The organism is Marinobacter sp. LV10MA510-1 (assembly GCF_002563885.1).
GTDB lineage: Bacteria > Pseudomonadota > Gammaproteobacteria > Pseudomonadales > Oleiphilaceae > Marinobacter.
On record NZ_PDJA01000001.1, the window covers coordinates 1573147 to 1595347 of the forward strand.

16 protein-coding genes are annotated in these 22201 nt (G+C 54.6%); 5 read left to right on the plus strand and 11 right to left on the minus strand.

The window, feature by feature from the left end; all coding sequences use genetic code 11:
• Positions 1 to 4 precede the first annotated feature (4 nt).
• The 3 genes from ATI45_RS07535 to ATI45_RS07545 form a co-directional block, all read right to left on the minus strand.
• Entirely contained in the window at positions 5 to 1159 is a 1155-nt protein-coding gene (locus tag ATI45_RS07535) for an ATP-binding protein (protein ID WP_098418945.1), read from the minus strand.
• A gap of 99 nt (positions 1160 to 1258) precedes the next feature.
• Complete coding sequence (locus tag ATI45_RS07540) at positions 1259 to 1804, minus strand: isochorismatase family protein (RefSeq protein WP_098418946.1); 546 nt, start codon at positions 1802 to 1804, stop codon at positions 1259 to 1261.
• A gap of 16 nt (positions 1805 to 1820) precedes the next feature.
• Entirely contained in the window at positions 1821 to 2252 is a 432-nt protein-coding gene (locus ATI45_RS07545; protein WP_098418947.1) for a MaoC family dehydratase, read from the minus strand.
• Between the two features lie 215 nt (positions 2253 to 2467).
• On the opposite strand from ATI45_RS07545, the gene ATI45_RS07550 reads away from it, so the two are divergent.
• From ATI45_RS07550 to ATI45_RS07560, 3 genes are read left to right on the plus strand one after another with little or no spacing between them, the layout of a single operon-like run.
• Positions 2468 to 3850 carry a malonyl-CoA decarboxylase gene (locus ATI45_RS07550; protein ID WP_098418948.1) on the plus strand — a complete coding sequence of 461 codons (1383 nt, stop codon included), beginning with the start codon at positions 2468 to 2470 and terminating at the stop codon, positions 3848 to 3850.
• Between the two features lie 36 nt (positions 3851 to 3886).
• Complete coding sequence (gene phbB / locus ATI45_RS07555; protein ID WP_098418949.1) at positions 3887 to 4636, plus strand: acetoacetyl-CoA reductase; 750 nt, start codon at positions 3887 to 3889, stop codon at positions 4634 to 4636.
• 22 nt (positions 4637 to 4658) lie between these two features.
• Positions 4659 to 6446, plus strand: coding sequence for an acyl-CoA dehydrogenase (locus ATI45_RS07560; protein ID WP_098418950.1), 1788 nt, complete (start codon positions 4659 to 4661; stop codon positions 6444 to 6446).
• A 121-nt stretch (positions 6447 to 6567) separates the two neighbouring features.
• On the opposite strand, the gene ATI45_RS07565 is transcribed toward ATI45_RS07560, so the two are convergent.
• Entirely contained in the window at positions 6568 to 8193 is a 1626-nt protein-coding gene (locus ATI45_RS07565) for an AMP-binding protein (RefSeq protein WP_098418951.1), read from the minus strand.
• 45 nt (positions 8194 to 8238) lie between these two features.
• On the minus strand, positions 8239 to 9648 hold the full coding sequence (locus ATI45_RS07570) for a hypothetical protein (protein ID WP_179887993.1): 1410 nt from the start codon (positions 9646 to 9648) through the stop codon (positions 8239 to 8241).
• A 315-nt stretch (positions 9649 to 9963) separates the two neighbouring features.
• Between ATI45_RS07570 and phbB (ATI45_RS07575) the strand changes: the two genes are divergently transcribed.
• On the plus strand, positions 9964 to 10713 hold the full coding sequence (gene phbB, locus ATI45_RS07575) for an acetoacetyl-CoA reductase (RefSeq protein WP_098418952.1): 750 nt from the start codon (positions 9964 to 9966) through the stop codon (positions 10711 to 10713).
• 83 nt (positions 10714 to 10796) lie between these two features.
• Here the strand turns inward: phbB (ATI45_RS07575) and ATI45_RS07580 are convergent, their stop codons facing one another.
• From ATI45_RS07580 to ATI45_RS07595, 4 genes are all read right to left on the minus strand, one after another.
• Positions 10797 to 11780: a hypothetical protein gene (locus ATI45_RS07580; RefSeq protein WP_416376666.1), complete on the minus strand. Its 984-nt coding sequence runs from the start codon at positions 11778 to 11780 to the stop codon at positions 10797 to 10799.
• Positions 11781 to 11783: 3 nt separating this feature from the next.
• Positions 11784 to 12662: a glutathione-dependent disulfide-bond oxidoreductase gene (yghU, locus tag ATI45_RS07585; RefSeq protein WP_098418953.1), complete on the minus strand. Its 879-nt coding sequence runs from the start codon at positions 12660 to 12662 to the stop codon at positions 11784 to 11786.
• Positions 12663 to 12728: 66 nt separating this feature from the next.
• Positions 12729 to 13499 (minus strand): ferredoxin--NADP reductase, encoded by a 771-nt coding sequence (locus ATI45_RS07590; RefSeq protein ID WP_098418954.1) that lies wholly within the window; start codon positions 13497 to 13499, stop codon positions 12729 to 12731.
• A gap of 24 nt (positions 13500 to 13523) precedes the next feature.
• Positions 13524 to 14234, minus strand: coding sequence for a tRNA-(ms[2]io[6]A)-hydroxylase (locus tag ATI45_RS07595; protein ID WP_228705976.1), 711 nt, complete (start codon positions 14232 to 14234; stop codon positions 13524 to 13526).
• Between the two features lie 197 nt (positions 14235 to 14431).
• Between ATI45_RS07595 and acnB the strand changes: the two genes are divergently transcribed.
• The gene (acnB, locus tag ATI45_RS07600; RefSeq protein WP_098418955.1) at positions 14432 to 17035 is read left to right on the plus strand and encodes a bifunctional aconitate hydratase 2/2-methylisocitrate dehydratase; all 2604 of its coding nucleotides are present in this window, start codon (positions 14432 to 14434) and stop codon (positions 17033 to 17035) included.
• Positions 17036 to 17218: 183 nt separating this feature from the next.
• Here the strand turns inward: acnB and putP are convergent, their stop codons facing one another.
• Together putP and putA are read right to left on the minus strand one after the other, a co-directional pair.
• Complete coding sequence (putP, locus tag ATI45_RS07605; protein WP_098418956.1) at positions 17219 to 18709, minus strand: sodium/proline symporter PutP; 1491 nt, start codon at positions 18707 to 18709, stop codon at positions 17219 to 17221.
• 230 nt (positions 18710 to 18939) lie between these two features.
• Positions 18940 to 22119: a bifunctional proline dehydrogenase/L-glutamate gamma-semialdehyde dehydrogenase PutA gene (gene putA, locus ATI45_RS07610; RefSeq protein ID WP_098418957.1), complete on the minus strand. Its 3180-nt coding sequence runs from the start codon at positions 22117 to 22119 to the stop codon at positions 18940 to 18942.
• Positions 22120 to 22201: the final 82 nt, after the last annotated feature.

Below are 22201 nucleotides of genomic sequence, written 5' to 3' on the forward strand. Positions count from 1 at the left end.
AGTACTACCTGGCCTTGTTGAGAGTGAATGAAAAACAGGCCCCCGACGGAGTCACGTTCTCCGCCCAAAGCTCGCCACCCAGGGTTTCAACCAGCGACCGGCTGATCGCCAAGCCCATACCCAGGCCCCCAGATTTAGTGGAGTAAAACCGCTCGAAAATACGCTCCAGGTCGCCTGCGGCAATACCTTTGCCCTGGTCTTTAACGTGAACCACCATATTGTTCTGGTCAAATTCTGCCACTTCAACAGCAACCTGTGGCGGGCCGTCACCGGCGTTCTCGCGGGACGCTTCAATGCCGTTAATCAACAAGTTCAGCAGCACCTGTTCCAGTTGTATCTTATCACCGGTCACCGCCGGCAAATCTGACGCAATGCAGCGTTTTATGGCGACATTGTCGCGTTCCGCTGTGGATTCGCAGAACTCGCACATTTCTTCCACAATGGCGGCGATGTCCAGAGTGGTCACAACCGGCCCTTGGCGCCGGGTGAAATCCATCATTCGATGAATAATATCGCCCGCCCGCAACGCCGTATTAATGCTGCGGGTGATGGGCAGTTCAATTTCTTCCCAACGAATATCCTGCTGGCCGGCAAAACGCCGCTCTACACCACGCAAAAAATTAACCATGGCCGCTAATGGCTGGTTCAGTTCGTGGGCCAGGCCAGAGGCCAATTCGCCCATGGTAATCAGACGGCCAGCGTGCTCAATGTCTTCACGATACTTTTGCAGCTGTTCTTCCGCCAGAATACGGTGGGTAACGTCCCGCGATACCACGAGTATTTCCTGGATCTTACCAGTGCTGTTATCACGAATGGTGCGACTGGTACTTTCCAGCCAGGTGTAGTGGCCGTCTTTGCAGCGAAAGCGATAGGTATGGGTGTACAGCCCCCGGTTGTAATTCACGCTGCGGGCACGGCGCTTGAAATCTTCAACATCGTCTGGGTGATACAGGTCGTAAGCGGACGTTCCGATAATTTCTTCTACCTGATAACCCAGCAGGTGGGTCACCGCAGGCGAAACATAAATGAAGCGCCATTCCTCAGGAGTATGGCGTGAAATCATGTCGGTGGACTGTTCGGCCATTTCCGCCAGCATGCGGTTGCGGTCGGCATCGTCTGCCAGGGCGTTGCAACCTGACGGTCGCGGATGATCAACCATGATTATCGCACCTTCCACCGTTGGCACTCAAAATACAGCTTTGCTTAACGCACGAAGGCCCTGGCGAATAAACACGCACCAGGGCCTGAATACGATTATTCAGCGTAAAAATTCTTTGCTGAAGGTTCTGAATTCCGGTGCTGAGGAATCGCGCACCCACTCAAAACCCACCATTTCCCGGCTGACCAGAACCACACCGGCCTGCTCCAGGCGACGCAGGGTAATGTCGGTATCAAAGTCGTTGCGGGCGGAAATGGCATCAGCCACCACAAACACCTGTTTTCCGCACTCTTTCAAGCGCAACGCGGTTTGCACCACGCAAGCCTGGGATTCCATACCACACACCACAACTTGGTCGCGATCCAAACTGTTAAAGTGCGCCATAAAACCGGTGTCATCTATGGCCGAAAACTGGGTTTTGCCATGAATCCGCTCTTCCCCGATCAACCTCCGCAGGCTTTCTTCGGTATGGCCCAGGCCATCCGGATACTGTTCAGAGGCAATCACCGGCACCTTCATCAGCTGCGCCAAGCGCACCAGCCAACGGCAATGATTCACCAGCTCTTCACTGCGCTGAATGCCACCCAAGAGCTTAGACTGGACATCCACAACCACCAGGGTTGCTTTGTTACGATCTAATAGCATATGTCTCTCCTGACGGTTACGCCGGACGGCGGTCTACCATATTGGTGGCATAGCCTTCCGCAACCACTTTATCGCCCACCTTGCACACGGTTTTCAACTTCACCCGGCGGCGCTCTACGTTGATTTCCTCAACTTCTGCACTCGCCACCACGGTATCACCAAGAAACACCGGCGCCTTGAAACGGATCTGCTGGTCAATGTAGATAGCACCAGGACCAGGCATACGTGCACCCAGTACCGCAGAAATCAAAGCGGCACTGAACATACCGTGCACGATCCGCGCTTTGAACGGCGTGGTCTTCGCGTACTCGTCATTCAGATGTAACGGGTTGTTGTCACCACTGAGCTCAGCGAACTGTATAACATCCGCCTCGGTGATCGTTTTGGTGTAGCTGTCGGTCATGCCGACTTTTAGGTCTTCCAGGTAATAGCCGTGTAACTCATCCATTGTGCTCTCCTATACCCAATCTTGATGTCGCCGCCATATCGCCCTAATTTTGCACTGACATTATGCAATTTCAGCGTTTATTCTGAATCAACCCTTACAAGCTTAATGGTTTCTATTTTATAAACCAAGTATTTTTAATTGGTTTTTTTGAGGCGCTTTGGTAGCCTCTTCCAATCAGGATAAGACCGCTCCAGGCCAGCCACAAGGACACAATCATGCCACGTCAATCCGCTAATCTGTTCGAACGTGCTTTTAAAAAGCTGCTAGCCGGAGGCACCGATGCCTTAAATGGCTGGCGCCTGAACCAGGGTGATCTGGCCATATCTGCTGATTTGACAGAGCAGGATCTAACGGTGATTGCCGAGTGGATTGACCACTGCCTCGCCGAGAACGGCGGCCAAGTTGTCGCTCGCAAACGCGCTGCAGAATTAGGCCGTGCCTATCTTACATTGACACGCACTGGCCGTATGCGCTTCCTTTGCCTGCTAGCCGAGCAATACGGCATTGACGAAAACGCGGTTAGTCAAGCCATGGAAGACTGGCGCAACGCCGATCCTGACCAGCGCAACCTGAAAGCCCGCCAGCTCCGCAAAAGCCTGGAGCCTAGCCGCACCACTTTACTCAAACAGTTTAACGGCGTTCCGTCTGGCGTAAAGTTCTTGGTAGATATGCGCGAAGAATTGCTGACGCTGATCAAGGAGCAGCCTCTACTGATGCCGCTGGAACAGGATTTAAAAGAGCTGTTGGAGCAGTGGTTCGACATCGGCCTGCTGCAACTGGAAGAAATCAGCTGGAAATCCAGTGCCGTGCTGTTGGAGAAACTGATTGCTTACGAGGCCGTGCACGAAATAAAAAGCTGGAACGACCTGAAAAACCGACTGGACTCAGACCGCCGCTGCTTTGCTTTTATTCATCCTAATATGCCTGACGAGCCGCTGATTTTTGTTGAAGTGGCGCTAGTAAACGGGCTGGCCGGCAACGTACAAAAACTGCTGGACGAAGACGCCCCAACACAAGACATAGACCAGGCCAATACAGCCATTTTCTACTCCATTTCCAACGCCCAAAAAGGCCTGGCCGGTATCAGCTTTGGCAACTTCCTGATTAAACAGGTAGTGGCCAGGCTGAAAGAGGAATTCCCTCACCTGAAGCAGTTTGCCACCCTGTCACCCGTGCCCGGTTTTCGCCGCTGGCTCGATTCCGCTAGCGATGAAGAGATTGCTGCACTGCCCGGTGGCGAGGCTTGGCTGAAAACCCCGCAACCGCGCCTGACCGTGGACGCTGACAGCCTGGCCACTAGCCCTGAACCCGACAAACAGACCCTTTTACGCCTCGCGGCGGCTTACCTGTGCCTGGCTAAACGCAAGGGCACAAACACGCGAGCCAAAGACCCCGTCGCCAACTTCCACCTCAGCAACGGCGCGCAAGTAGCGCGGCTGAACTGGCTGGCCGACAGCTCAGATAAGGGTTTGAAACAGGCTGCCGGGCTAATGGTGAACTATCTGTACGATCTACCCAATATTGAACAGCGCAGCGAGCATTACACCTCGTCTGGAAAGATTGCAAAGTCCGCCGAAATTAAAAAATTAATCAAGTAGCCACAACGGCTTACAACAACCCCAAAGGAGAATAGCATGACCAATCGTATCGCCGTAGTAACCGGAGCCACCGGCGGACTGGGTTCCGCCATGTGCAGGCAATTGGCGAATCAGGGCCGCACGGTAGTAGCCTCCCATTTACCCGCAGACGAGTTCCGCCAGCAGGCCAAAGACTGGCAAAAAACCATGGCCGCCGAAGGCTACGACATAGCCATTATGCCCCTGGATGTAACTGACTTTGAAAACTGTAAAGCCTTTGTCGCCACAGTAGAGCACGACTTCGGCCCGATGGATGTTCTCGTCAACAACGCCGGCATCACTAACGACGCACCGTTGAAAAAAATGGCTCAGGAGCAATGGTCGCAAGTGGTTAACGTAAACCTGAACTCCATGTTCAATATGTGTCGGCAAGTGTTTGAAGGCATGTGCGACCGTGGCTTTGGCCGTATCGTGAACATTTCGTCGTTGAACGGTGAAAAGGGCCAGTTTGGTCAGTGCAACTACGCCGCCACCAAAGCAGGAATTTACGGTTTCACTAAGTCCATCGCACTGGAAGGTGCGCGTAAAGGCGTTACCGTAAATGCCATTTCACCGGGCTACATCGACTCACCCATGGTGCGTCAAGTACCCGAAAAAGTGCTCAGCAGCATCATTGCCGGCATTCCCGTTGGTCGTTTAGGCACCCCCGAAGACATCGCCCGTGCAGTAATTTTCCTGACTGCTGAAGACGCCGGCTTTGTGACCGGTACCAACCTGTCAATCAATGGTGGGCAGTTCATGGCCTGATCAGGCCCTAAGGAGCAAAACGATGACAGAGTACAAAGCACCCACCCAGGACATGGCTTTCACTTTGCGAGAAGTGGCCGGTTTTTTTGATATGGCCGAAACCTGCGGTTACAGCGACGTTAGCGACGAGCTGGTAAGCGCCATTCTGGACGAGGCCGCCAAATTCAGCGGCTCTGTTCTGTCGCCACTGAACAAAAGCGGTGACAGAGCTGGCGTACGCCTGAGCACCAGTGGTGAAGTCGTGATACCTGAAGGCTTTGCCAGCGCCTACCAGCACTATGTAGATGGCGGCTGGGGGAGCCTGCAGTTTGATCCGCATTACGGTGGCCAGGGTCTTCCTTTCTCCCTCGCCATTCCGGTGCAGGAAATGCTGCACGCCGCCAATATGGCGTGGGGGCTCTGTCCTTTGTTGTCACAGGGAGCGGTGGAGGCGATTTTTGAAAACGCCAGCACCGAGGTGAAAGACTGCTTTTTACGGCCCATGGTGTCGGGTCGCTGGAGCGGTACTATGAACCTCACCGAACCGCAATCCGGTTCCGACCTCGCCACCCTGCGCACAAGCGCCCGGCAAAACGGTGACCACTATCTAATTAGCGGCAGCAAGATTTTTATTACCTGGGGCGAGCACGATATGGCCGAGAACATCGTGCACCTGGTGCTGGCGCGATTGCCAGGCGCACCAGCTGGGGTAAAAGGAATATCTCTATTTGCTGTGCCCAAATACCTGGTGAACAACGACGGGACCCTAGGCGAGCGCAATGACTGCCGCGCTCTGTCGTTGGAGCACAAGCTGGGCATTCATGCCAGCCCCACCTGCGTGATGGGTTTCGGCGACAACGGCGGCGCTGTGGGTTACCTGGTGGGTGAAGAAAACAAAGGCCTGGCCTGTATGTTCACCATGATGAACAACGCACGTCTGACCGTGGGCCTGCAAGGCGTTGCCATTGCCGAGCGCGCCTATCAAGACGCCCGTGCTTACGCCTTTGACCGCGTGCAGGGCATCGCTCCCGGGGATTCAGCGCCCTCGCCCATTGTGCGCCACCCGGATGTTCGGCGCATGTTGATGACGATGAAAGCGCTGACCGAAGCCGGCCGCTGTCTGGCCTACACCGGTTGCACCGCAGTGGATATGGCGAAAAGCGGCAATGAAAATGCCGAAAGCCGCCAGTATTATCAGCGCCGCGCAGATGTGACGACGCCACTGGTAAAAGGCTGGTGTACCGAAATCGCCCAGGAAGTAACCTCATTGGCCATCCAATGCCACGGCGGCATGGGTTTTGTAGAAGAAACCGGCGTTGCCCAGCATTACCGAGACGCCCGCATTCTGCCTATCTATGAAGGCACCAACGGTATTCAGGCATTAGATCTAATCGGCCGCAAAACCCGCCGTGACCAAGGTGCGGGTATCAACGAACTGTTGGCTGACATTAAGCAATTCTGCAACTCTGACCGGGCCCGCCGGGAACTGAAAGCCAGCACTCTGGAGCGCCTGACACAAGCTACCGGATTCGTGGACATCGCGCTGGAACGTGTACTGGAAAATCAGCAGGATGAGGCATTCTGCGGTTCGGTCGCGTTTAGCTATATGATGCTGACGGCCACCACCAACGCCGGATGGCTGTTGACAAAAGCCGCTTTGCGGGCGGCTGAACTGAGCCATCAAAGCAGCCAGCCTGCGCCTTGGTTGAAGGCGAAAGTACAAACTGCCGATTTTTTTGCGGACCATATTCTGCCGCGCTGTTCGGGCTATCTGGCATCTATTGTGGCCGGCAGTGAATCGACTATGGCTCTGGACGCAACCAGCTTCTGACACTGTTCAACAATTCTGATGAACAAGCAAAGCAACTTGTGCATCCTGCACCACCGGGCGTTTTGTTTGCGCACAAAAAACCCCGGCGAACCGGGGTAAAGCATCAGCGCAACTCTCGCAATCAGGCGTTAAGTTCTTCTCTCAGAATGTGCTTCTGAAGCTTTCCAGTGGAAGTTTTTGGCAAAGCATCCACGAACAAGACGCGCTTTGGCGTTTTGTAGCCCGCCAGACTGGCGCGACAATGGGCAATAATGTCATCTTCCGTGGTGTACTCCTGACCATTTTTCAAAGTGATAAAAGCACAGGGAATTTCGCCCCAGTGGTCATCTTTGGCCGCCACAACGGCCGCTTCTAATACTGCCGGATGGTCGTACAACACACTCTCTACTTCCAGCGTGGAAATATTTTCCCCACCGGAAATAATGATGTCTTTCGAGCGGTCTTTAATTTCTACATAGCCGTCAGGATGCCACACTCCCAAGTCACCAGTGTGGAACCAGCCACCCTCGAACGCTTTCCGGGTTTCTTCCGGGTTCTTTAGATAGCCCTTCATTACACTGTTACCACGCACCAGTAACTCGCCAATGCTGTTGCCATCCCGGGCTACAGGTTTCAGGGTAACCGGGTCTGCCACCATCATGTCTGACATCGACAAAGACAGAACGCCCTGACGCGCCATCTTGGCGGCTTTATCTTTCAGACTCAGCTGGTGCCATTCATCCTGAAACTCGCATACCAGACTGGGCCCATAGGTTTCAGTCAGGCCGTACAGGTGCACCACTTTCATGCCCATGGCTTCCATTGCTTCGATCGTGGCTGCCGGGGGCGCTGCGCCGCCGGTCGCCGCGGTTACCAGCTGGTCGAATTGACGCTTCTGCTGATCTGGTGCGTTAATCATCATATTCAATATAATGGGCGCTGCGCAGAAATGAGTAACGCCGTATTCTACCAACGCGTCAAAAATCGGCCCAGGGTGCGGCGCCCGCAGGCACACGTGAGTACCCGCCACCGCCGTAACTGCCCAGGGGTAGCACCAACCGTTACAATGGAACATCGGCAGCGTCCACAAATACACTGCGCCTGCGGGCAAACCAAAACCAATAACGTTGCTCAGAGCGTTCAGATAAGCACCACGGTGATGATAAACCACCCCCTTCGGCTTACCGGTGGTACCCGAGGTATAGTTCAATGCTATGGCTTGCCATTCATCTTCCGGCCATTGCCACTGAAAATCCAGCGAGCCACTATCCAGAAGCGCTTCGTAGGTCATTTTGCCCAACAATTCACCGCCTTCGTATTGAGGATCGTCTACGTCAATAACGATGGGCGGCGTTTCACAGCCAGCCAGAGCTTCCCGCACTCTGTCTGAGAATTCGCGATCCGTAAACAGCACCTTGGCGCGACCATGGTTGAGCATGAATGTCATGGTATGGGCATCCAAGCGGGTATTCTGTGTATTCAACACCGCACCGACCATGGGCACCGCAAAATGCAGCTCTAGCATTTCCGGCAGATTCGGCAGCAAAACAGCTACCGTATCGCCTTTGCCAACCCCCAGCTGAGTTAACGCAGACGCCATGCGCAAGCAGCGGGCGTAGGTTTCGGACCAGGTACGGCGCACAGGTCCGTGAATTACCGCACAGCGATCCGGGTGAGCAAGTGCCGTGCGTTGCAAAAAAGTAATAGGGGTCAAAGGCGTGTAGTTAGCCACGTTGGTTTCTAGCCCCAGATCGTACATATTTTCCATTATAACAACCTCTTACAACCTTTTGAAATATCTCTTAGCGCTGCGCTAGCTATTGTCGCGCAGCGGTTCGGCGTTGTTTTCTTCGGGCTCTTCTGCTGCTTGGTGGGTGGCACTGTACACATCGGCAAACCAGTTCTTTTCTAGAACCGCCCAAAGCACCAGGCCGGAACCCAAGCCCCAAGCCGCACCCTTCGTTGCCAGAATAGCGCCAACCATCACCGCTACGCCGCGTTCCAGGTTGGTTTGTTTGCTCAGCATTTCTACGGCTAAGTAACCACACAGGTAGCCCTGGATCAGTAGCGTTAACGCCATACCAATATTTAACCCTGGCTTAAGCAACGTTATAACCGGAACCAGAAACAGTGCAATGGTCATACCCCAGTAAATACTGGTGGCGCCACCCCAGTAGCTGTCCATCGCCTTGCGCGGGTTGTTCATATAGCGGTTGATTATCAGTGCCTGACCACCCGTCCAGGCCGGGCCAGACAAGCTAATGAACGGCGCAACCAGTCCGTGAATCAGGTTGCGTATGCCCACGATAATACTATTGCGACGCGGGCTAAAGATCAGCTTTTCATCTTTACGCGCGCCGTCGGCGCTTTTGAATAGAGAATCGACTACCAGGATATCGCCAAATGCGATGATGTAAGCCGCCAGCGCTAAAGGCAAAGCGTCTACAAAATATTGCCAAGGCGGAAGCCCCAAACCAAACACACTGTACTTTTCAATAATTTCCCCGAGCGGAATGCTGGTAAAGCCCCACTCAATCTGCGGCACAGCCACTTCGCCAATCAAAATGCCAAACACATAAGCGATGATGAACGGAATCGCAATACCGTACTGGGCCACAAAGCGAAAGAAACCGTAGCGCGCTCGTAACGGACCTGCGGTTTCAGAAAACAACATAAAAAAGCCCAAAACAGCACCGGTAAGAATAGTGATCGGCATGCTCCACACTCGGCCGCCTTCAGCAAACTCACCCATCACCGCCGAAATACCGGCGCCAATCAGTATGCCGGCTTTCAGGGACATGGGCATGCGTCGCACCAGCGCATCAGCGCCCTTGAACACCCCCAAACCAAGAAACAACGCGGCCACAGTAAGCTGCAGTGCAATGAGCGCCAGAATTCTGGGTTCTCCTTCGGGATACGCTGTGAGAAACGCGATGTAAAGCGGAATGCCCGCGGTAATCCAGCCGGACACAGCAGGGTCACCAAAGTGGGTATGCAGCAGGTACAGAAAGTTGTTGATCAACACAAACGCCACGGCAACTTCAAACGGAATGCCCAGCGTTTGCGTCATCAGTGCGGTAATGCCTAACGGCACCACGCACAAAATCATGCCTTGAAGAATATCGGGGATTTCAAGCTTGTAGTGAACCAGCGGAATACGGAACTTCAGACCGCCCAACGTTGACGGTTGTTCAGCGCCGTCGGGTCTTTTTTGTAACGACATTATTATTGTTCTCCATCCTGAAATGATGTGTGCAGGCGGCAGAGTAAGCCGCCCCATCAATACTAGGTGGAAATATTCAATCAAGCAAGGGTTTACACTTGCATAAAAGATGATAATTACTGCCTTCGGTGCAAGCGTACATTTCAGGTGTTCAACTAAAGCCCAACAGCACTTTCTTTTTCCACTGCTAGACTACAAAGGTAATTAGGTTTGTATCACTTAAACAGACTCACCAGGCACAGCCCGGAGGACACACATTTACCCTGTGCCGGATTGTGCTGATGGAATACATAACAACACCCAAAGGAGAACTATATGCCAAATCGCGTAGCCGTTGTGACGGGTGCAATCGGAGCCCTAGGCACCGCAATGTGCAAACAGCTAACCGATCAGGATCGTACCGTGATCGCCACTCACCGCCCAGGCGACGAGCCGCGCAAAAAAGCTGAACAGTGGCAAAAAACCATGGCTGAAGCAGGCTACACCGTTAACATTATGCCGGTAGACGTTGCCGACTATGATAGCTGTAAAGTCTTTATGGAAAGCGTGGAAAAAGAGTTCGGCCCTGTGGATGTGCTGGTCAATAATGCCGGCATCACCAACGATGCACCGTTGAAAAGAATGGGGGCAGATCAGTGGACCCAGGTGATCAACGTTAACCTGAACTCCATGTTTAACATGTGCCGCCACGCGTTCGAAGGCATGTGCAACCGTGGCTTTGGCCGCATTGTAAACATATCCTCCATTAATGGTGGCAAAGGCCAGTTCGGGCAGAGCAACTACGCCGCTGCCAAGGCCGGCGTTTACGGCTTCACCAAATCGATCGCACTGGAAGGCGCCCGTAAAGGCGTTACCGTAAACTCGATTTCGCCGGGCTACATCGATTCCCCAATGGTGCGCGCAGTGCCTGAGAAAGTGCTGGAAAGTATTGTTGCGGCCATTCCGGTGGGCCGCCTTGGGCAGCCAGACGACATCGCCCGCGCGGTGGCGTTTTTGACCGCCGAAGACGCTGGCTTTGTGACTGGCGCAGACCTGATGGTTAACGGCGGCCAGTTCATGGGCTAACGCCAAATCCTGAAGAGCCTACCGCGAAAAACAAAAGCCGGAGAAATCTCCGGCTTTTTAATGGTTAGGATATAAAAGCGTACTCAGCTAGCAATTGGCGGCGATCCGATTTCCGGCAGTGTCATTACGTCAGGCTCGCGATAGGTGTTCAAGCGTTTGCGCCAGCCGGGCAACCACTGCTCCCGCTCGCGCGCCTGAGTCGCCAGCTCAGCGCGGCGGGTTAACACTTTGTCGGCCGCTTCGCGAAACTGCTGCAACACCGGATCGGAAGATTGCTCCGGCATGGCTTGAAGAACCTGCAGCAAGCCCCAGCCCTCACCTTTATAACGCTCAGACACTGCTAACCCTTCGCCCTTAAAGTTCACATAATCCACCAACGCGTAAACCCCACCCGGTGTTTGGCTGAGCTGCGCCAGATGATTGCGCACCGCAAGCTGCCGTGCTTCCGGTGCCGCCTCAACAACGGTCTTTATAGACGCTTGCGCGCGGCGAAATATAAATTCTGCCTGAATACCTTGGGTGCCTGCCAAAAATTCTCGCAATTCCGCTACCTGGGGTGAATTTTCCACCGCTTCAAAGGCCGCTTTGTCTGCCCAGGGTGCGTCAAGCGGCTTAAGCTCCCGCAGCCAATCCGGTATAGACCGCTGGCGCTGAGCCATGTAATCGATCAGTGTGGGAAAACTCTCGACAAAACCAGCTTCAACGTCTTTCGGATACCAGATAAAATGACCGATACCGAGTGACGGAAACGCCTCACCGTCGTTCCAGTGCACCAGGCAGCGAAACTGCCCCGCGCATTCGTTCTGGAAAATCTGCTGGCCAATCCAGTCAAGCTGTGCGGGTTTTAGCACCAGGGAAATATCGCTGACGCCCCCTCCTGCCACCTGTTGCTGATTCACATCCAGAGTCTCGGGCTCGGGATTTTCGCCCTGCCCGGCCACCCCGATATCGGCGCTTTGTTCGCAGCCCGCCAAAAGTGCCGCCAGAGCGCCCGCGAGCATCAAGGCCAGAGGAACTGACACCCGATTACGAGACTTAGGCGGCCCGCCAATACTATTTTTGCCCACCGTTCAGGCGCCCCCACCAGGGTTTATTTTATCTTCAGTGCGCAGTTCAAAATCGCTGGCGTCGTGGCGCTCGCGAAGCTGCTTATGAGGCTCGCCGGTCACTTTATTCACCATACGGCCACGCTGTACCGCCGGTCGCTTTGCGACTTCTGCGGCCCAGCGCAGCACGTGGGTATAGCTTTGCGCGTCCAGAAATTCTGCTGCTTCGTAAACCAGATTGTTTACCAGTGCTCCGTACCAGGGCCAAATCGCAATGTCTGCGATTGTGTAGGTGTCACCGGCTATATAGCGATTGTCCGCCAGCTGCCGATCCAGCACATCCAGCTGGCGCTTTACTTCCATCGCGTAGCGGTCAATCGGGTACTCGTATTTTTCGGGTGCGTAGGCGTAGAAGTGACCGAAACCTCCGCCCAACATCGGCGTGCTGGCCATCTGCCAAAACAGCCAGTTCAGGGTTTCGGTGCGGCCAGCGGCGTCTTCAGGCAACAGTGCGCCAAATTTTTCGGCCAAGTACAACAGCATGGAGCCTGACTCAAACAGCCGCTGCGGCGGTTGCGCAGAGTGGTCCAGCAGCGCCGGAATTTTGGAGTTGGGATTTATCTCGACAAAACCACTGCCAAACTGATCGCCCTCGCCAATGTTGATCAGCCAGGCGTCGTATTCGGCATCCACAAAACCCAGTTCCAGCAGTTCCTCCAGCATCACGGTTACTTTTACGCCGTTGGGCGTCGCCAATGAATACAGCTGAAACGGATGCTTGCCTATCGGCAACGTCTTATCGTGGGTAGCACCGGCAACCGGCCTGTTAATGTTGGCGAAAGCACCGCCGTTGGCTTTATCCCAAGTCCATACTTTTGGCGGTGTATAACGGTTGTCTGGCATTGCTTACCCTCCGAATTGCGAAGTGAATGTGTGGCGCTGGCAGTCCCAATCTACGGGCAAAGAACGTTACTGCTCCACAAACGCCCGCTCGACAACGTAATGCCCCATATTTGCACCACGAGCTTCTTTAAAGCCCAGGTTATCGAGTATGGCGCAGGTGTCTTTGAGCATACTGGGGCTGCCGCAAATCATAAATCGATCATTCTCGACATCAAACTCTGACAAGCCCAGATCCTGGGTGATTTTGCCGCTTTCCATAGCGTGTGTCAGCCGCCCGGTGTGGCGAAAGGGTTCGCGGGTTACCGTCGGGTAATACAGCAGCTTGCCATCCACCATTTCACCAAAGAACTCGTTCTCTGGCAGAGCCTCGATTTCGTGCTGGTAGGCCAACTCGGAAACGTGGCGCACACCGTGAGTTATGATAACTTTATCAAAGGCTTCATACACTCCGGGGTCTTTTATGATGCTCATGAAGGGCGCCAGACCGGTGCCGGTGGCAATCAGCCACAGCTTTTTTCCTGGTAACAGGTTGTCCAGAATCAGCGTGCCGGTGGGCTTGCGGCTAACAAGAATTTCATCACCCACCTTTATTTTCTGAAGCTTGGACGTCAACGGGCCGTCTTGCACTTTGATGGAGAAAAACTCGAGCTCGTCTTCATAGTTTGCGCTGGCGATACTGTAGGCGCGCATCAACGGTTTGCCTTCCGTTTCCAGACCGATCATCACGAAGTGGCCGTTCTTGAAACGGAAGCTGGGGTCGCGACTGGTTTTGAAGCTGAACAGAGTATCGTTCCAATGGTGCACACTGGTGACGGTTTCTTTAATCAAGTTGCTCATTTCACCCTCTTGCGTCAATTCGCGTTAAATTGGAACAGCGTGTTTATCAGCGACGGGCTGCGTCAGCGGGCCGCTGTGAAAACGAAATTCGGAATCAGGCTGTTCAATCAGCTCTTGCTCGATGGCCAGAAAAACCGCAACTCGGTCCTCAACCGGGCCACCGTTGGCCTGTTCGGCCAGGGCCAGGTAGTCGCGGTAATGGCGAGCTTCGGATTTCAACAAGCCGTTATAAAAATTGGAAAGCTCGGTATCAAGATACGGTGCCAGGGCCGCAAAGCGTTCACAGGAACGTGCTTCAATAATGGCGCCAATCACCAACAGATCAACCAGGCGGCCGGGTTCGGTGCTGCGTACTGCGGCGCGTAAACCTGCGGCATAGCGCGCCGGCGCCAGGTGGCCATAGCTGATCCCCCGTGCCGTCATCAGAGCCAGAACCTGTTCAAAGTGCCTTAACTCCTCCCGCGCCAGTCGCGACATTTTATGCAGCAGGTCGGGATTATCCACGTAGCGATACATCAGGCTAAGCGCTGTGGAGGCTGCTTTTTTCTCGCAGTGGGCGTGGTCAATCAGCAACAAGTCCTGATTCGCCAGAGCATTATCAATCCAGGCCTGAGGCGTCCGGCACGGTAAAAAGGCGTTAATACTATCATGAGCACTTTCGTGAGTACGTTCGTTAATGCTGTCGATATTAGTCTCTATAGTACTATCGATATTGCTCTGCAGGGCATCGTTCATGGCGTTCCGAACATTGGGTTAAAAGTTGATGCGTCAGTATAGCGCAGGTAACAAGTCTCTCCGACCTCTGTCCAATTTAACTTTATAAGGGCTTTCCTATATAATGCAGCGCCAGTTTAAAACCTTTTTAAAATAACATTCCCGCCAGGCGTCTTGCGCCACAAGGGCGGAGCACTTCAACCGATGAGGGTCAAACCGTGTTAGAAGCCTACCGTGAACACGTTGCCGAGCGTGCAGCTCTGGGTATTCCACCCAAGCCGCTGAATGCCGAACAAACCGCTGCACTGGTGGAACTGCTGAAAAAGCCGCCCGCCATTGACAACGAAGACGAAGACACACTGATTGACCTGCTGGAAAACCGTGTTCCGCCCGGGGTCGACGAAGCCGCTTATGTAAAAGCCGCGTTCCTGACTGCCCTTGTGAAAGGCGAAGCCAGCTCCCCGATGATTAATAACGGCAAGGCAATTCAGTTGCTGGGCATGATGCAGGGCGGCTACAACATCACCACCCTGGTAGACCTGTTAGACAATCCTGAACTGGCCGAACCGGCCGGTATCCAGCTCAAGCACACCCTGCTGATGTTCGACGCCTTCAACGATGTGAAGGTGAAAATGGACGCCGGTAACGCCGTCGCCAAAGACGTCATTGAATCCTGGGCTAACGCAGAGTGGTTCACCAAGCGTAACAAAGTTGCCGACAGCATCAAAATGGTGGTGTTCAAAGTCACCGGCGAAACCAACACCGACGACCTGTCGCCAGCACCCGATGCCTGGTCACGCCCTGACATCCCGCTGCATGCCCGCGCTGCTTATAAAATGACCCGCGATGGCCTAAAGCCGGAAGAACACGGTGTTACCGGGCCCATGAGCCAGATTGCCGACATCAAGTCCAAAGGCCTGCCCGTTGCTTTCGTAGGCGACGTTGTAGGTACCGGCTCTTCCCGTAAATCCGCCACCAACTCGGTGCTGTGGTTCTTCGGTGACGACATTCCTGGCGTGCCGAACAAGCGCGGCGGCGGTGTGTGTATCGGCAACAAAGTGGCCCCTATCTTCTTCAACACCATGGAAGACGCGGGCGCGCTGGTATTCGAAGCACCGGTTGACGACATGCACATGGGCGATGTGATTGATATTCGCCCGTACGAAGGCAAAATCTACAACGAAAACGGTGATGTGATCTCCGAATTCAGCTTCAAGTCCGACGTGATTCTGGACGAAGTTCAAGCCGGCGGCCGCATTCCCTTGATAATCGGCCGCGGCCTGACCAGCAAGGCCCGTGAAACCCTGGGCCTGGGCGCTACCGATATCTTCCGCCTGCCAAATGACCCTGAAGTCGGCACCAAGGGCTTCACCCTGGCGCAGAAGATGGTCGGCAAAGCCTGCGGCCTGGACGAAGGCCAAGGCGTTCGCCCGGGCACCTATTGCGAACCCAAGATGACCACCGTGGGCTCGCAAGACACCACCGGCCCGATGACCCGTGACGAACTGAAAGACCTGGCTTGCCTGGGTTTCCAGGCTGACCTGGTTATGCAATCATTCTGCCACACAGCCGCTTATCCCAAGCCGATTGATGTGGAAATGCAGCACACCATGCCAGACTTCATGCGTACCCGTGGCGGCGTTTCCTTGCGCCCGGGCGACGGCATCATCCACTCGTGGCTGAATCGCATGCTACTGCCCGATACCGTAGGCACCGGTGGTGATTCCCACACCCGTTTCCCCATGGGCATTTCCTTCCCGGCCGGTTCTGGCCTGGTGGCGTTTGCCGCTGCCACCGGCGTTATGCCGCTGGACATGCCAGAATCGGTACTGGTGCGCTTTAAAGGCGAAATGCAGCCCGGTATTACCCTGCGTGACCTGGTGCACGCCATCCCCCTTTACGGCATCAAGCAAGGCATGCTGACCGTAGAGAAGAAAGGCAAGATCAACGAATTCTCTGGCCGCGTGCTGGAAATCGAGGGCCTGGAACACCTGACCGCAGAGCAGGCGTTTGAATTGTCTGACGCCTCTGCCGAGCGCTCCGCTGCAGGCTGCACCATCAACCTGTCAGAAGAGTCGGTGGCCGAGTATCTGCGCTCCAACATCACCATGCTGCGCTGGATGATGGCCGACGGTTACGGCGACGCGCGTACTCTGGAGCGTCGTGCCCAAGGTATGGAAGCCTGGCTGGCCAACCCCAGCCTGATGCGCGCCGATTCCGATGCCGAGTACGCTCACATCATTGAAATTGATCTGGCCGATATCAAAGAGCCGATCGTGTGCTGCCCGAACGATCCGGACGACGCCCGCGTTCTGTCCGAAGTCGCCGGCGACAAGGTCGATGAAGTGTTCATCGGTTCGTGCATGACCAACATCGGTCACTTCCGCGCCGCTGGTAAACTGCTGGAGCAAAACAAAGAGCCCCTCAAAGTTCGCCTGTGGATGTCTCCGCCCACCAAGATGGACGAGTCCCAGCTGATGGAAGAAGGCTACTTCAAAATCTACGGCGACGCCGGTGTGCGCACCGAAATGCCGGGTTGCTCGCTGTGCATGGGTAACCAGGCACGTGTAGGCGCAGGCACCACTGTGCTGTCTACCTCTACTCGCAACTTCCCCAACCGCCTGGGCGATGGTGCGAACGTGTACCTGACCTCTGCGGAACTGGCGTCAGTAGGTGCGATTCTGGGTAAACTGCCGACGCCGGCCGAATACATGGAATACGCCAAAGACCTGAACAGCATGTCGAAAGAAATCTACAAGTACCTGAGCTTCGACAAGATGGACAACTACACCAGCAAAGCTGCAGAAGCCAATGTCGCTTAAGCCTTAGCCAAACCGGAGACCAAGCCAAACCGGGGACAGATTTCAAATCTGTCCCCTATCTAAAAACGCCAGCCCGAGAGCTGGCATTTTTTTATGCCCAGACACAAAAAAAGAGGCCCCCGAAGGGGCCCCTTTCATCACCAACCGGGGACAGATTTGAAATCTGCCCCCTATTTTCTTCGTTTACCGTTCGATGTGCTGATATTCACCGGCATCAGCCGTCATGCTGCTAACAGCCATGATCGCAATCCAGGAAGCGATGAAGCCAGGAATGATCGCGTAAACGCCCGGACCACCCATGAACTCACTACCCCAGCCCAGTGAAATCCAGACCATAACAGTAACCGCACCCACAACTACACCAGAGATTGCACCGGTACCGTTAGTGCGCGGCCACATCAGCGACAGCAGAATCAGCGGACCGAACGCGGCACCAAAGCCTGCCCATGCGTTACTGACCAGCCCCAGAACCTGAGAGTCGGGGTCAGATGCAATAAACGCAGCCACCAAGCCAACCAGAACCACACAAACACGACCAATGTTCACGCACTCGCGATCAGACGCTTCTTTGCGCAAAAACAGGCGGTAGAAGTCTTCCGTCATAGAAGACGAGGACACCAGAAGCTGACTGGAGATGGTACTCATAACCGCAGCCAAGAGCGCAGCATAGAGGAAGCCCGTAATCAGCGGGTGGAACAACAGGTCAGACAGGATAATAAAGATGGTTTCCGGATCATCAATCGCCATACCGGTGCGCACCGCATAGGCCCGACCAAAGATACCCAGAGAGATGGCACCAATCAGCGAAATAGCCATCCAGCCCATACCGATGTTGCGGGCAACCGGAACCTCTTTAAGAGTACGAATAGCCATAAAGCGCACGATGATGTGAGGCTGACCGAAATAACCCAGGCCCCAGGTGACCGCAGAAAGCCATCCAATAAAGGTCAGCCCCTCTGTCCAGGACAGGAGCGTGGGGTCGATTTCATTCAAGGTCTGAGCCGCCTGCGTATAACCGCCGCCGCCTTCACCAAACAGCACAACCGCCGGCATAAGCACCAGCGCCAGCATCATGATGACGCCCTGAACAAAGTCCGTCATGCTCACTGCTAGAAAACCACCAATAACCGTGTATACCAGTACCACGCCCAGTGTGATGATAATACCCACGGCGTAGTCGCTCAGGCCACCGAAATTGAAAATGCCGGAAAACGCACTTTCGAACAGCTTACCGCCAGCAACCAGGCCAGACGCGGTGTAAACGGCAAAGAAGACAACGATGACGATCGCCGACACCGTGCGCAATGAAAGCGCCTGGGTCGGGAATCGATTTGCCAGAAAGGACGGAATGGTAATAGCATTACCATAATGAACCGTTTGTTCGCGCAGTCGGGGCGCAACAAGCGTCCAGTTTACGAACGCGCCCACAAACAGGCCAATACCGATCCAGGCTGAGGCCAAACCCGATACGTACAACGCACCCGGAAGACCCAGAAGTAACCATCCGCTCATGTCCGAAGCACCAGCCGAAAGCGCCGCCACTTTTGGGCTGAGCGATCGCCCACCCAACATGTAATCTTCGGATGAGGACGTAGATGTGCGCATCGCATAAATGCCGATAGCAATCATAAGCCCAAAGTAACCAATTAGACTGATCCAAACGCCAATAGCCATGAAACTCCTCCAGTTCAAATAGGACGGAACCAACTCCGACCGTTCGGCGCATTCACCCATTAAATTCGGGTGGTCGCACCGTTTGTTGTTTTAACTTTCTTTGATCTCACCTGATAAAGCTCTTCTACTCACAACGCATGCCTCGACATCACAATACTTATTGCCTCCCTACCGTTTCTTTTCGTTTTGTGCAGTTTCCATTCCCTACTGATTTAAGAGGATCGCGCCCTTCAAACTTTTTCAATACCCAACGACAGCAGTGATGCGTTACCGCCCACCGCTGTGGTGTTGATCGTACGGGTGCGCTCGGTCGCGAAACGCAACACGTAGTGTGGGCCACCCGCTTTCGGGCCAGTGCCAGACAATCCGCGTCCACCAAATGGTTGCACCCCTACCACTGCACCAATCTGGTTACGGTTCACGTAGCAATTGCCCACTTTTACCCGGCGCTCGATGTAGGCGGCGGTGGATTCGCTACGGCTGTGAATACCCAGTGTAAGGCCGTAACCGGTGGCGTTTATTTCGTCGATAACTTTGTCGAGTTGCTCCGCCTCATAGCGCACCACGTGCAAAATGGGACCGAAATGCTCACCGTCCAGATCATTAATGCTGTTGATACCGTAAGCAGAAGGAACTACAAAATAACCTGCGGAACAATCGCTTGGCAACTCTCTGCGCCCAATAAACCGAGCGTTGGCTTCAAGATTGGCCAAGTGTTTGTCAAGATTCTCTTTGGCTTTCTGGTCAATCACCGGGCCCACGTCGGTGCTGTGGCTTTCCGGATTGCCGACCACCAGCTCATTCATGGCGCCCGCCAACAGGGTTTCCATGCGATCGGCTACGTCTTGCTGAATGTAAAGAACCCGCAACGCTGAACAGCGCTGACCGGCACTGGCAAACGCAGACTGCACCACATCGCGCACAACCTGTTCGGGTAAGGCGCTGCTGTCAACAATCATCGCGTTCTGGCCGCCGGTTTCGGCGATTAGCGGCACAATAGCACCGGGGCGTTCCGCCAAGGTGCGGTTCAAAACATGTGCAACCTGGGTTGAACCGGTAAAGCAGACGCCAGCGATGCGCGGATCCGGAGTCAGCACCTTACCGAGCCTGGCGCCGTCGCCCGGCAGGAACTGCAGCACATCGGCCGGGAAGCCGGCTTCCAGCATCAGCTCCATACCGCGCATGGCCACCAGGCTGGTCTGCTCTGCGGGTTTTGCAATCACGGTGTTACCTGCTACCAGGGCCGCCATAATCTGGCCCGCGTAAATAGCCAGCGGAAAGTTCCAGGGGCTTATGCACAGGAAAACGCCCCGGCCTTCCATGTACAACTCGTTGCTTTCGCCAGTGGGACCGGGCAACGCAATGGCCTTGGCAAAGCGGGCACGGCCATCGTTGGCGTAATAGCGGCAGAAATCGACGGCTTCGCGCACTTCGTCAATACCGTCCTGCATGGTTTTCCCGGCTTCCTGGCAGCACAGAGCCATCAGCTCTTCCATGTGCCTTTCCATCAGGTTCGCGAACCTCTCAAGACACACAGCACGGTCTTCAACCGGGCGCTCACTCCAATCGCGGAAGCCGGCAGAGGCGGCTTTTAAGGCGTCTTCGGCGTGTCTTTCATCCGCCCAAGCCACGTCACCTACCCGTTTGCTTTGGTCATAGGGCGCGCGCACTTCCGTCTTTTCGCCGTCGCTGCGGCGCTCACCGTTAATAACCGGGCACGCGTGCCAGCGGGTGCTGTTCCACTTCTGCAGATTTTTTATTAACGGCTCCAGCTGGGATGCCACGTGAATATTCATGCCGCGGGAATTACGGCGCTGCTCGCCAAAAATATTCGCAGGCCCCGGAATGCGGCTGTTCGCCAGCGAGTCGTATTTCTGCAGTTCCTGCACCGGGTTTTGCACCAGGTCTTCAATCGGCGTGTCGGCATCCACCAAGCGATGAACAAACGACGAGTTGGCGCCATTTTCCAACAAACGGCGAACCAGATACGGCAGCAGATCTTTGTGGGCACCCACCGGTGCATAAATACGAACCGGAATGTCGTGTTCTTGCAGGATGCTGTTGTACAGAGCGTCGCCCATACCGTGCAAGCGCTGGAACTCAATTTTGCGATTGCGTTTCCTGGCCATAACCAGAACCGACGCCACTGTGTGTGCGTTATGACTCGCAAGCTGTGGGTACAGAGCACCCTGAGTGTAATCGCTCAGCAAGAAGCGCAGGCACGCCAGGTAAGACGTATCGGTGGCTTCTTTGCGAGTGAATACCGGGTAGCTTGCAATGCCCATCTGCTGGCACATCTTGATTTCGGTGTCCCAGTAAGCGCCTTTCACCAAGCGAATGGGAATTTCGTCACCGGTTTCCTTTGCCAGCTTGGTCAGCCAGCACAGCGCCGGTAGAGCGCGCTTCGAGTAGGCCTGAATAACCAAGCCGAAACCGCCCCAGCCTGATGCGGCCGGTGACGTCAGGACTTTCTCGAACAGCTTCAGCGACAGCTCCAAACGGTCCATTTCTTCGGCGTCTATGGTGATAGACACGTCTTTGTCACGGGCGAACTGCACAAGGTCACACACGGTACTGTATAGCTCGGTGAGCACCCGGTGTTCCTGGGAAACTTCATAACGGGGGTGCAGAGCTGACAGCTTGATGGAAATCGATGGCCGCGGGGCGTTATTTTGCGGAAAAGTATCGTTACCTACCGCCTCAATCGCCTGTAAATAGTCTTTCAGGTAGCAGCCAGCGTCATCTTGCGTCATCGCCGCTTCGCCGAGCATATCGAAGGAATAGCTGTAACCCATTTTGCGGTAATCACGGGCCTGTTTGAGGGCTTCGTTGATGTCACGGCCCAATACAAACTGCTGGCCCATAATGGCCATGGCCTGGTTCATGGCGCCGCGAATGACCGGCTCGCCGCTGCGTTTAACCAAGCGGTTCCAGACATTCGACGGCGAGCCATCAAGGCGTTTGTCCATCTTCACCACACGACCGGTGAGCATCAGGCCCCAGGTGGAGGCGTTAACCAGGGTCGATTCACTGCGGCCAACGTGTTTTTTCCAGTCAGCGCTCGACATTTTGTCTCTGATCAGTGCGTCAGCGGTGTGCTTGTCCGGGATACGCATTAGCGCCTCGGCCAAACACATCAACAAAATGCCTTCCTGGGTATCCAAGCTGTATTCCTGCAACAGCGCGTCAATCATGTGCACGGAGTCGTCTTGCACGCGTACTTTGGCAATCAGCGAACTGGCGGTATCGGTTATCGCTTTGTGCTCGGAGGCGTCACTCTGTGCAAGCGGTATCAGCTCTTTCAGATAAGCGGCTTCGTCTACCTGATAGTTTTCCGTTAATCCCTGCCAGAAGAAGGAACGCGGCTGCTCTTGAAACGCCGGCTCCAGAACCTTGCTCGCACGAAACATAAAGACACCTCTGTCAAACGGACACCCAGGGAGCAAGTCTGTCTCCAATGCAGGCACACCAAGAAAATCGCCACACCATTTA